Raw genomic sequence first — 12,770 nt, 5'->3', positions numbered from 1 at the left:
TTAAAAAAGAAAGGTCGCCTTTTTACAGGCGACCCTACACTAATCAAATACCATTAACCATTAAACCTTATCCTACTGCAAAGTTGCAAATTATAATGCAAACAAAAAATAGATTGACATAAAGATTTTGCAGGAATAAATATTTACTCCTAGGAAATGTTAGCAAAATGTGGAGGAAATTGAAATGTGGCGAAAGAAAATATCTTCCTAACTGATAGTTAATCAGTCTGTTAAACTGCGTTTGAACAATTATTCTGTTTTTTCAGTACAGTAAAATATTCCATCATTACAGTATAATAATCCAGTTAAACGCAATTGAAAATAAATAAGTGTCTGTTTTACAATGGTATTCTTAGTACACTGTCTTTGGTAATATGCACTGTTAACCTTTTCGATTCGTTGCTATAATTAATTAGCAAGGTATATGTGCCGGGAACCTGAATGTTGGGCAGGTAAAAATTGCCCTGTTCATCACTTTGTGCAGCGATATCAGGATGCTCATAGCTGCCTTCGGCGATCATAACAATGGCCCCTTCAATGGGGGCGCCGGTAGCAGATTTATACAGCACTCCTTTTACAGAGGTGGAAGCGGTTGTCATGGTATAAGTGTTGTTTTTGATCAACCAGTATGCGATCAGAAAGCAGGAAAGGATGACAGTGATCCACAGCCATCCTTTCCTCTTTTGTTTGGTTACATGCCCAGATTTTTCCATGCCTGGAGATTATTGAAAACAGGCTGTACAATTCGGGTGGCTGAATTTCCGGAAATTAAACCGTTGGTATGAATGCCAACTGCATAGCGGGCATTTCCAACCTTAATCCAAACCGGAGAACCGCTTTGTCCGCCCATAGTATCAATTTCATAATAAATAACCCGGGGCGCAACAGATTTTGCTTTACGGGCCATAAACCATTGCTGGTTGCCGCCTTTGTCGCCCGGATAGCCTGAGAGGTTGAGGTAGGCGCTCAAGAGATAGGGATTGTCTTTTACGGCAAAGCCGAATACGCCGGTTTTATCGCCGGGCCGGCAATCGCGTGGTAAAATGATACAACCATAGTCATACTCTCTTTTTTTGTCGTTTACCCAGCCTGCAACGCTTCTGAAAGAAGTGCCTACGCAGGAGCCATAGGGCCGAACACTATCATTTAAACCGGGTATTACTTCAATGCTCTTGGGCCAGCCACCCTGTGCATGCATATAAACGCAGTGCCCGGCAGTAATTACAGTGCGGGGAGCTACCAGCCAGCCTGTGCCTATCCAACGGCTGTTATCCTGTGCGGTAATGCGTAATGCGCAAATGGCCCGCCAGGGGAAGGTGGTGGTGGGGGAAATGCGAACACGGTCATCGGTGCCAATGATGACTTCTGCAACGCTTCTTTCATATAATTCAGGATAGCTTGCAAAAAAAGCATCGCGGGTAAATACGCCTTCTGTTACTTCTTCTGTAAATTCTGTCCCGGCCTCTTCCAGTGAAGTAGAAAATGCCATTTCAGTTTCTGTACTTAGTTTGTTATACACTTCCTTATCGGCTTCTCCTGGTTTGGTAAGCTTAAAGCCTTCTACTGCCTCGATCTCTGTTTCCGTTTCTGTTTCGGTACTCATGTATGATTGGCCGGGTAAGGTTTCAATCAAACTGGGTGTAGGCGTTGTGGCTAAAATTGGATCTTTGTCGTTTCCATTCTTTGGTCGCAGTGTCTCAGAGAAAGTCTTTGGCTTCATAAATTAGTTTTTTTGGTTATTGTAATGAAGTGCTGAAGCGGCAGGGCATAACAAACAGTGCTGTAATAAAACAGTACGGTGCAATGCAGATCCGTTAATGATCGATCTTAACCTTTCATTACAGTGAAACCATATTACCTATGTATGGGGTAACGGGAGATGATTTGTTGAGAGGTAATGGTGTTTAACAGTTTTCATTAACCGAAACAATGAATAGCGTGGGACCGGTACAGAGCCTTTGAGTATTCCGGATAATGATGGGGAGGTAATTACCTCTATAGATCCTCATAGGCCTTCTTATGAGGTGAAATCAAGACGTTGGACGGTTATGGTTCTCGTAAACTTTTCCTTGCAATAATAACAACTACCCTCCACTTCTCCTTTTAAAGGTATAGAGTATATTTTATATTCTTTTGCTTTTCATATAAAATAATTATGAACAGCAGGCGCTTGCATTATGTTGTTTGAACATAAATAAAGCTGTATTGATTTAGTGGCGTTCGTTGTATTTTGTTATATATGTGAGCTTGTCCCTTTCCTGGTTATATTCAGGAAGCTGATCATATTCTGCCAATAACTCCGTGTCATCAGCTATCAGCTTTTTAACAGCAGATACTTTTAGGGTAATTATATCGCCGGTATTAACATCAAGTATATATGACTTTTCTACTTCTTTGGTTTTGTATCTGACACTTGCAAAACCAGGCTGACTTGCACTCCATTGTGTTTGTGACTCCTGTAAATATTTAAATACACAGATCCTGCCGATGGCCATGAATTTTGCATAATGTTTATTGTATCTAATATAAACATCCTCACTGTCAGAAAATCCCCAGACAGATCTTTTATATTTTTCTGTATTGCCTGTTGAATCCTGGTACTTCAGGGTGTATTCATCCTCTGCGGTTTGTTCCAGGAATATATGAATAGGGTGAATAGAAGGCGTATTGTTTTTAAATTCTTCAAAGCTCAGGAATACGGCGTTTCTTTTGATGTTGCCGGTTTGTGCAAATGATCGGAGACAGATAGTAGTAAACAACAGAAGGATAAAAGCTTTCATATAAGGGCGAAAGGGTTTTGTGCAGTAAAAATAAACGAATTCCGCCAAAAGCAAAAGCACCGCCATGAGGCAGTGCTTTTCTTTATCTAAAAAAACAAAACGTGTTACGATGGGGGATTGGTTGATGCCTGTTCGCTATTCTTATCAACAGTGATAACAGGGATCTTTGAACCATACGATAACAACTTACGCGTTATACGGTTCCACCAACCGGGCATATGGAATTCTTTGAGCGGATTAGCCATGATGAGGTCGGCATTGATGCGTTTTGAAAACTCAAGCGTGCTCTTGGCCAGGTTCTTACCTTCCAGCAAAAAGCATTGCACCGGTATTGTGCTCAGGCTTTGTATTACTTCCAGTGTTTTATCAAGTACTATTTCTGCGGCATTATCTTCCTTGCGCAAACTAACGAGGTATACCGTGCTTTGGAAGGTACGTGCCAGCAGCGTGGTGAACTTTATGCGGCGCACCGGTACTTCATTGGTGAGCGGTAATACGATCTTTTTAAAATGGCTCACCAACCCGCTCGACCTGATGGCCAGCGCAGGCACATTGGTTTTGCGTGCCAGCTGGCTGATAGAAACGGAAGATAGGATCCGGTGTATAAGATTGAATTTTGACAATCCCACTACCACCAGGTCCATATCGTATTGTTCAATGTATTTTACCAGTTGCTGGCTTGGCCGGCCCTGTAACAGGCTGATCTCGATCTTACCTTCACCACATAAATGATGCTGATAGGTTTCTTTCAGTAATTCCAGTTTTTTGCGGGCATGGTTAAGATCGCCAGTAATGTCGTAAGGAAGCAGCATGCTGGCGTCAATGGGTATCAGTGGCAGCAGGTTCTTCGATACTACGTGTACCAGGTGAATATTGCACTGGAAGGTATTAGCCAGTTCAATAGCCTTTGTGATGGCCCACTTGCTGCGGCCGGAGAAATCAACCGGCACCAGTATGTTATATAATTTTCCTGGCATAGACGTTCGTTTTAGGTTTACTGTTAGAAATGTGGTTTACTATTCGCTTCATCAGACCTTTGACCCCGGGCGCCCTTATATGGCCAGCGCCAGGAGCGATTGAAAACTGTTCTCCTTTATATTTTTAAATGCTATGGTTTCGAGTAATTCATCTTTTGTGCAGAAGGCAACGCCTTTACCGGCATGCCCTACCATACACCGGTCGTCGCGGCTGTCACCTACTACAATACAACTTTTAAGCGGCACGTTGTATTTTTCGCAGGCATATTGCAGCGCGTTGGTTTTGCAATAGGAATGGCCGCATACACTTTCGGGCGAACCAAAGAAATAGGAGGGCAGGTTTATTTCGCCGGTCACCTTTCCTTCAAAGAACTCCAGCTGATTGGCATAGGAAAAATCGGCGCCTATCTTTTGCCGTACAAAGTTGGTGATGAGGGTATAGCTGTTGCTGATGATGCCGATGATATAGCCCCGGTTTTTCAATTCTCCCACCACTTCCCTGATGTCGCTTACCATTTCAATTTGGCTGGCTACATGGAGCAGCTCGTCCATGGTACGGCCCTTTAAAAATGAACCGATGCGTTTGGTAAGAATGATGGCGTCTTTTTCGCGGGCGCGCAGGTCTTCGAGCTTGGCGGTAAAGCCAAATGCGGCAGCGCAGGCATCGATGAAGCGGCCCTGCAAAATGGTATCGTCCATATCGAAGATGGCCATTTTATGAAAGCCTGATAATTTCTCACGCAGTGTTTTATTCATTTCGCGGTTGATGGTCTCCAGCGAATGCATCTCTTCTTCACTAATGGTATCTGAATGCTGCAACTGGGCTTTGCTGATGATGGCGCGGGATACTTCTTTACTCATTTTGCCCAGTGCCTGCCAGGGTTTGCTTTTATTTTCTATATAGCCGATGTTCACTTCGGTCACCCGCGCTTTCATCAGGTACATATCGATGAGGATGCCGATGTCGACACCATAATCATTAAAGAAATCGATCTTTTTGAAATATGATTTTTTACCGGCTATCATGCCGCTGAGTGGCTGGGCAAAATGGGATAAACCGGGGTAGAAGATGTTCAGTAATGGTTTTGCCACCAGCTCTGTAACGCGGCCGGCATTGCGGGCGAAACTGCCTTTTACAAAATCGGCTTCGTCGGCCAGCAGGGGAGCGGCCAAATTGGTGATGGTGCCTTCGGGATACGGATCAATATCGCCATCGAGGAAAATGATGATGTCATTGGTGGCTTTGGCAATACCATCTTTCATGGAAATGCCTTTGCCGCGCACCTGGCTGATGATGACCTGTGCACCGGTTTCAGTGGCTATATTCACCGTATTATCTTCCGACTTGTCATCCACTACGATTATCTGGCTCACCAGCGGAAATTGCTGACAGAACCTGACCACATTACCAATCGTTTTCTCTTCGTTTAAAACTGGTATAATTACAGTTAGCATATTTTCTCCGGTTTATAGATTTCTACAAGTGATTCCACAGTCTATAAATGCGATTCCACAGAATGTAAGCAGTTGAGGAAAAATCTGGTCTGAAATTAGTGCCTGCCCAAGGCGCATATTGTACACCGCTTTAGAAAGGCAAAAGATGTGCCTTTCCTTCTTACAGGCATTAAAATGTCCTATATGTGGGGAAAAATCCACATGTATGCCCGCCGGTGCTTAACCTTTTATGTATTGTAAGTTCGGCTCTTAATGTTGACTGGGCGTTAAGTTGATATTAAAAGAGAATTAAATGAAAAGGGTGTGCCAGAGGCCGTCAGGGCGGCAATTTGTAAGTTCATGCGTTCGACCTTCTCAGTTACCGCCGTTTATAGCCCAAAGTGAACGATTACGGGTGCGGGCCAGGATCCGCGTGGGTGATGTTGCAGCAGGGCTGATCCTATAGCAAATGAAATTGTAAGTTGTAGTTAGAAGCGTAAAGGAGGATGCTACCTTTTAGGGCTGGGGGCAAAAAAAAATCCTTCCGGTATGCCGGAAGGATTTATATAATGGCTTTGTTGATTTATTAATAATCCCGGTTGTATCCACCGCCGCCACCGCCGCGATTGTAGCCACCTTTTTTGTAGCCACCGCCGCCGCCGCCGCCACCGAAGCTGCGTTTTTTGAATCCGCCGCCGCCACCACCTTGTGGTTTTGGTTGTGCTTCGTTAACGATAATCTTACGGCCTAAAACTTCAGACTCGTATAAGCTGGTCAGTGCGTTCTGAGCTTCACTGTCCTCAGGCATTTCAACGAATCCAAAACCTTTGCTACGTCCGCTGGTTTTGTCTTTCACAATTTTTGCAGATGTAACAGAGCCGTACTGCTCAAACAGGGTTCTTAAATCCTCATCGGTCATTTGCCAGGAGAGGTTCCCTACATAAATGTTCATTGTAACGAAAATTTTAGTGTTCTGAAAAAAAGGATAATGGCAATAGTTGCTACAATGAACTGAGGAAACCGAAAAACAGGTAAGACACTGCAGAACATGAGAACTAAGACATTAATCTAAACATGAAGATAGGAGAAATAATTTGATTTAAACAATAAAAAAAATCTGACATGCACTAAGGGTGCGGGTTTGCGGGAAATACGGACTTGATTTAAGACAAGTACTTAGAAAAAAATAGGGGTATTTTCCGGGAAACCGGGCCGTTTATGGCCAGGTAGGGTTGGGCCGGAAATATGATAAATATTTACATATGGTTGCAAAAGAAAAAGCCTTCCCTGCCAGGCGGCAGAAAAGGCTAATTTTTATTGAAGTGGGAACAAAATTACTCAGCCACTACTTCAAATTCCAGCTCGGTTGAATGACCATTGCCGAAATCGATGGTAGCCTTATAAGCGCCCAGTTCTTTTACTTCATCAGGCAGAGTGATCTTTTTGCGATCGATCTCATAACCTTTTTGTTCGCGGATGGCGCGGGCCAGTTGCAAAGAGGTAACGCTACCGAAGATCTTGCCGCTGGTGCCGGATTTAGCTCCGATCTTCAGGGCGCCTTCTTTCAGTTTGGCAATTACTTCATTGATAGCAGAAAGCATTTTCTTTTCTTTCTTTTCTATCTGTTTTCTTTTTTCCTCTAATTGTTTGAGGTTAGAAGGACTGGCTTCTACTGCAAACTTTTGGGGAATAAGAAAGTTACGGGCATAGCCATTGCGTACTTTAACTACCTCGTTGGCCCCACCCAGGTTATCTACGTCTTGTATCAGTATTATTTCCATGGTGTCCTCCTATTTTAAAAGGTCAGTTACGTACGGTAATAAAGCCATTTGACGGGCTTTTTTACATGCCTGAGCTACTTTACGCTGGTACTTCAAAGAGTTACCGGTAATGCGGCGGGGCAGCAATTTACCTTGCTCGTTCAGGAATTTTTTCAGGAACTCAGCATCTTTGTAGTCAACGTACTTAATGCCATATTTCTTGAAACGGCAGAATTTCTTCCGGGGTTTCTCGGTTTTAATGGCGGTCAGGTACTTAATTTCATTTGCTTTTGCCATAGTACTATCCCTCTACTTTTTCAGTTCCTGTAGGTACACCACTTCTCTTCTTGTTATTGTACTCGACGGCGTATTTATCGAGCACAGTGAACATGTGACGCAACACATTGTCGTCACGCAGCAATTGAATTTTCAATTGCTCATTGAGGTTGGATGGCGCTTTGTATTCCATAACCCAGTACAGACCAGTGGTCTTTTTCTGGATCGGATACGCCAGTGATTTCAGTCCCCAGGGATTTTCGTGCACAATCTCACCGCCGATACTTTTGATATAGTCGGTGTATTTTTTCTGAGACGCTTTGAAATCGTCGTCAGACAGCACAGGGGTAAAAATCACCATCAATTCGTAATTGTTCATTGATCCCTGTTTGTTGGTTAAAAAATAATTTTTAAAATGGGCTGCAAAAGTAAGTCAAATCTGCGAAAGGGGCAAAAAGAGACAAAAGTATAAAAGTTAATGCTGTAAATGTATGATAAACAGGGTGGTAGTAAATTGAAAAACCCCTCAGGTATACTGCCTGAGGGGTTTTCTATCGCTAATAAGCGCTTATTCCACCATAATCTTTTGGGTTTGCATACCCTTTGTGGTGGTCAGTTTCAGCAAATAAATGCCTTTCGACAAGCCGCTTACATTGATGGTAGTGTAAGCCGTTGTGCCTGCCATGCTCAATTGTTTGATGAGCTTGCCATTTACATCCATCAGCTCAATACGCGCCTGTTCGGTATTGCCCTGCCGGTAAACCGTTACTGTTGAACGGGCCGGGTTGGGGCCGGCCACAAAACCGCCTTCGTTATCAGTTCTGATGATAACGATATTTGAGTAGGTGGCTTTTCCGTCAATATCCACTTGTTTCAGGCGATAGTAATTAACGCCATAAGCCGGTTGCGCATCGGTAAAGCCATAGGTGGTAGCGTGGTCGCTATTGCCTGCTGCGGCTACTTTGCCAATTGCAGTATACGTGCGGCCATCGGTGCTTCTTTCAACAATGAATTCCCTGCTGTTGCTTTCCTGGGCCGTGGTCCAGCTAAGCTTTATTGACGTATTCACTTTCTGGCCTGTAAAGGATACCAGGGTCACCGGAAGCGGTGTGGTTGCATCGTTCCGGGTATACCAGATGGGCGAAGTAATTATCCGCGCGCTGCCATTGGTGATATCGATATAATAATAACCTGTAGAAAGATTAGCCAGGTTATTGTCTGTATAGGACATGCTGCTGCCGGTTGCGGAGGCTATCTTTTGCGCGGTTACTCCACTGCCTGGCACACCATACATTACGTTGATCACCGCACTGCTCACGCTGGTGGTGTTGTCGGTCAGGTTCACAGAAATGACCGGTGCATTGCGATCGGTAAATACAGAACCCATGATTTGGGTATTGATCGTAAAGTCAACTTTAGTGTCGCAATCCTGGGTTGCATAGAAGTGCATATTCCTAAAAGCTTTGATGATCTCTGTTTTGGTGAGCGATGGCGCCAGTACCCCGGTGCGTGAATAAGTGGCACGGCCAAAATTGGTATAGTGGGAATCGTGGTCGACGGTGGGTCCCAGGTGATACCCAAGGGCGAGCATTTTCTGGAAATACGACAGATACGACATGGAAGCGGCAGGATTGGAGTAAGTGGTATTGGTAGATGTTGCACGGCCGCTTTCCACCGCTGAGCCTGTAATGGCATTATCTGCTACCGCATCATAGGCTATGTTGGCGATATTGTTATAATCGGTTGAATTGGGATGGGCCAGTGTAGCAAATGTATTTTTGGCTACATAGTCGTTGATTGTCTTGAACAAACCGCTTGTACCGGTATAATCATACTTGCCTACATATATATCGTAATTATTACTTGAGCCCCAGACGCCGCTGCCGCTTTCCCAGCCGAACAGGTCGTTCATACCATCGCCGTAAATTATCACATGGCCGCCGTTGTTGATGACACCCCACTCCATGCCATACAATGCCAGGAAATTGGAATTGGCGGCGCTGAAGCTATCGGCCTGAAACGAACCTTTATGATAATTGGGTAACGAGTCGCCCGGGTTGTTGAAAGTAGAATAATGGTTATGCTCTGAAATACCCAGGAAATCCATACACTGGGAGTTCATGGCATAATTGTAATCCTCGGCAGGCCTGTAGCCTACGCTGTCCTTATTACCATCTGAATAATCGGAATGCGCGTGCAGGGTACCGAAATAGTAATTATATACAGGCGTATTGGTGGTGGCCTGGCTTCCTGTTAATGGCGAAGTGACCAGGTATTTTGTTCCACCCGTACAACTTTTATTGGTAGCGAAAACAAAGAAATAATAAGTGGTGACCGGGGTAAGCCCTGTAGCCAGGAAACTGGTGGTAGCGGTATTGGCCACTACTATACCGCCGCCGAGATTGTCGCCCACATTGTAATCGGTATTGTCTACTGGTGTTGCAGACAGGGTCGAAGAGGTGCTTCTGATCACCAGGTAACCATCTGCCCCGCTGGCAGAAGTAAAGGCTCCGGAAATGCTGGTATTAGAAGCGTTGAAGGTCAATGAAGTTGGTTGCACTGCAGGTGTGGTACAGGGAGGCAGCGGCTGCGTATTCTGCGAACCCGACAACGGAGACGCCGTGTTATATGCAGGGCCGTTCAAACAATTTTGTAATTGCAGACTGAATACATAGAAATAATAGGTTGTGTTGGGTGACAGGTTACTTGCTGTAAAGGAAGTAGTGGTGCCTCGCGTAACCACGGTTGCGTTACCTATTACATCGCCGGCTGCGTATGCCGTTCCGTTCACCGGGTTGCTGCTGAGCGAAGCGGATGTGCTTACCAATACCAGGTATTCATCTGCAGTAGTAGCGGTGAAAGAACCGGGAATAGTACTGGTGGTTGCAGTACCGAAAACCAGGTTCGTTGGCTGTGTGGCCGGTGCTGTACAGGGGGGTAATCCTGCATTGGTAGTAGCCTGATCGGTAAGTACTGTGCCTGTATAATATAACGGCCCACCGGTACAAAGGTTGTTCAGGGAATAAATGAAGAAATAATAGGTTGTGGAGGCATTGAGCCCTGAAGCGGTAAAAGTGGTGCTGCTGCTATTGGCGATCACCGTTCCATCACCCACATTATCGCCTACGTTGTATATCTGTCCGTCTACAGGGTCAGAAGTAAGGCTGCTGTTGGTACTGGCAATAACAAGGTAATTATCTGCCGCAGGGCTGGCAGCGGTAAAGCTGGCCTGTATTGATACATCAGTAATGGTACCAAAGATCAATGCTGTGGGTGCAGCAGTTGGCGTAGCGCAGGGTGTGGTAGACACCGCTGTTACGGTAAGATTGTCGATGCTGAGCTTGGGTCTTGATCCGCTGGCACCGCCCGTACCGTTGTAATAGTAAAAACGAAGTCTTGCGGTTGTACTGTTGTTGAAGATAGCAGGCAGTGCAATATTTGATTTTGTGCCGCTGGTAGGTGAAAAATTGGTAAAATTCAGCACATTGGTGAGCTCGGTAAAGGTGGTGCCATCGACGCTGGCATACACCCGCAGTGAGCCATTGCGGTCGCCACTTGTATTATTTACCGAGGCCCAGTCAAAGCTCAGGGTGCCGGCATTTACGCCGGTAAAATCCATATAAAAGTCTATCGCTGCTGAAGTGGTATTGTCGCTGGCACCGGTCGATAATAATACAATGGCCTGTGTACCTTTTTGTACGCCACCGGAAGTGCCGGTTATGAAGGACGTAGTGGTTGTAGTGATATAACCAGGAGTAGGAATTGTTCCCGTTCCCCCTGCAGTCAACCCGCCAAAATGGTTGGCGCCGGTACCTGTTACGAAATTGGTCCAGGAGGCGATATCTGAAAAATCCTGCGTATAGCTCATGCCGGGCTGTGACCCCATAGGTACAGGCACCGGCGTATTGGTAAATGACTGCTGGCTGCCATAGCCGGTGCCGCCAGCAGTGGTTACAAATGCTTTGTAATAATAGGTTTGATTGGGGGCCAGGCCGGTAAGCGCTGCACTGAAATTACCACCGCTCAGGTTCGAAGCCGTTACCTGCGTTCCCGTACCATTTGTAAAGCCGGGGGTAGTGCTGTATTCGATGCCATAGCTGGTGATCGTTGAGCAACCGGCGTCGGTAATGGTGCCTGCAACAGTGGCTGTGGTAGAGGTGATTGCCGAACTTGTACCGGTGCTTACCGTAGCAGTTGCGTTTACGCCCGACCCTGTAGCGGGAACGTTCAATGTGGTGATTCCGCCACCGCTCACAGCAATATTGCCGTCATACGATTGAACCGCGGTAGGGCTGAACTTCACATAGATGATCTTGCCCGAAAAGCTCGTGCCGCTATAAGAGAATGTAAGTGTACTGGTATAGGTTCCGCCCGATGTTTCGCTATACGTAAATCCCGGAAGGGCGGCGATGGTAATATCAGTGCCATCCAGATCAGCGCCATCTATGGTAAATGAGTTAGGGCCTGCGGTGGTATTGATGCAGGTATTCCCAAAACCTGTTAATCCTGAATTCAGGATAACCGTTGGCACTGAAGCGGCCCTGGTAACGGTTATTGTATAGGTTTGGGAAGAAATGCCGTCGGGTGCAGTTACTACAGTGGTTATAATATTGGATCCCACAGCCAGGGAGATGGGTGCAGAAGCGTTGCCACTGACCACCGAAGTGCTGTTAACAGTAATAGCAGCCGATGCATTGGTGGCAGTTGGTGTAACGGTGATGCTACTGATGCCATTGGCCACAGATGCCGTATAGCTGGTAGTGGAAGAGGAGAACGTGGGTGTTAATGAGCCTGCACTGATGGCAAGTGCCGACAGGGTTGCATCCGGATTTGCAGGCGTAAGGCTAAAATCATCAATAGCCAAGCCATCATCAGAGCTGGCTGCATTGAAATCGTTCCATCTGAAATAAAAAGTAGCGCCGTTGGGTATTGACAAACCTGTTATGGTAAAGCTGATGGCAGTTCTGTTAGCGGCTACATTTCCGTCTAAAGCGAGTGTTCCGCTAGAATTCGGGGCATTAAAATCAAGGCTGTTTACATCAACCCAGGTAAAAGTACTGGTAGCAAGGCTGGTTGCGTCAAGACTGTATTGAAAGTCGAGCCTGTCTGTGCGGCCTGTGGTTCCCAACCGCCATTGCTCGCCGGTATAGGAAACAGTAAGCGTGGTAACTGTGCTGCCGGTATTGTTGGTAAATGCAGCGCCGATGGTGGGCACGAGGCTGCCTGATAAAATTCCGCCGAAGGCCCTGTCGGTACTGCCAGAAGAACCAAAGCTGTAAGTATCTCCTGTAGCGGTTGATCCGGTGTTAATGTTGTAAGTGGTATTGGCAGCAGTACCGCTTTCACTGAACAACCACCCCGAGGGAACTGTTGATGATGCGGCGGAATTGGACAGCGTGTTAAAATCCTGGGAATAGGTTGTGTTCAAAGCGGTTAAACTAACCTGGGAAAAGATTTCAGGACATGCCATGAAGAGCATACCTAGTAACAGGTAAAATTTTCTCATTGTGCATTTTGGTTTGAAGGAAAAATATTTTGCGGTT

The 12,770-nt window shown here is 45.7% G+C and carries 10 protein-coding genes; all 10 read right to left on the bottom strand.

All coding sequences use genetic code 11. The annotated features are described in order from the left end of the window. Positions 1-338: 338 nt before the first annotated feature. The 10 genes from A3860_RS21830 to A3860_RS21785 all read right to left on the bottom strand — a co-directional run bounded on the left by A3860_RS21830 (position 339) and on the right by A3860_RS21785 (position 12,733). Positions 339-713: a carboxypeptidase regulatory-like domain-containing protein gene (locus A3860_RS21830; RefSeq protein WP_081149837.1), complete on the bottom strand. Its 375-nt coding sequence runs from the start codon at positions 711-713 to the stop codon at positions 339-341. Next, positions 692-1,720 (bottom strand): trypsin-like serine peptidase, encoded by a 1,029-nt coding sequence (locus tag A3860_RS21825; protein WP_216823486.1) that lies wholly within the window; start codon positions 1,718-1,720, stop codon positions 692-694. The genes A3860_RS21830 and A3860_RS21825 overlap by 22 nt, the downstream gene beginning before the upstream one ends. Before the next feature lie 490 nt (positions 1,721-2,210). Continuing rightward, complete coding sequence (locus A3860_RS21820) at positions 2,211-2,780, bottom strand: hypothetical protein (protein ID WP_143774213.1); 570 nt, start codon at positions 2,778-2,780, stop codon at positions 2,211-2,213. Positions 2,781-2,884: 104 nt separating this feature from the next. After that, entirely contained in the window at positions 2,885-3,757 is an 873-nt protein-coding gene (locus A3860_RS21815; RefSeq protein ID WP_081149832.1) for a universal stress protein, read from the bottom strand. Between the two features lie 75 nt (positions 3,758-3,832). After that, on the bottom strand, positions 3,833-5,212 hold the full coding sequence (locus A3860_RS21810; protein ID WP_081149829.1) for an HAD-IB family phosphatase: 1,380 nt from the start codon (positions 5,210-5,212) through the stop codon (positions 3,833-3,835). 565 nt (positions 5,213-5,777) lie between these two features. After that, on the bottom strand, positions 5,778-6,143 hold the full coding sequence (locus A3860_RS21805) for an RNA recognition motif domain-containing protein (protein ID WP_081149826.1): 366 nt from the start codon (positions 6,141-6,143) through the stop codon (positions 5,778-5,780). A gap of 382 nt (positions 6,144-6,525) precedes the next feature. Continuing rightward, positions 6,526-6,972, bottom strand: a complete 447-nt coding sequence (rplI, locus tag A3860_RS21800) for a 50S ribosomal protein L9 (RefSeq protein ID WP_081149823.1) — start codon at positions 6,970-6,972, stop codon at positions 6,526-6,528. A 9-nt stretch (positions 6,973-6,981) separates the two neighbouring features. Then, a complete protein-coding gene (gene rpsR, locus A3860_RS21795; protein WP_014221276.1) occupies positions 6,982-7,248 on the bottom strand; it encodes a 30S ribosomal protein S18 in 267 nt (88 codons plus the stop codon). Positions 7,249-7,252: 4 nt separating this feature from the next. Continuing rightward, on the bottom strand, positions 7,253-7,606 hold the full coding sequence (gene rpsF, locus A3860_RS21790; protein WP_081149820.1) for a 30S ribosomal protein S6: 354 nt from the start codon (positions 7,604-7,606) through the stop codon (positions 7,253-7,255). A 189-nt stretch (positions 7,607-7,795) separates the two neighbouring features. Next, positions 7,796-12,733 carry a cadherin-like beta sandwich domain-containing protein gene (locus A3860_RS21785; protein WP_081149817.1) on the bottom strand — a complete coding sequence of 1,646 codons (4,938 nt, stop codon included), beginning with the start codon at positions 12,731-12,733 and terminating at the stop codon, positions 7,796-7,798. Positions 12,734-12,770: the final 37 nt, after the last annotated feature.

This window comes from Niastella vici (assembly GCF_002077945.1).
Taxonomy (GTDB): Bacteria; Bacteroidota; Bacteroidia; order Chitinophagales; family Chitinophagaceae; genus Niastella; species Niastella vici.
Note: the sequence above shows the minus strand (reverse complement) of the source record. Positions and strands in the feature narration are given on the sequence as shown.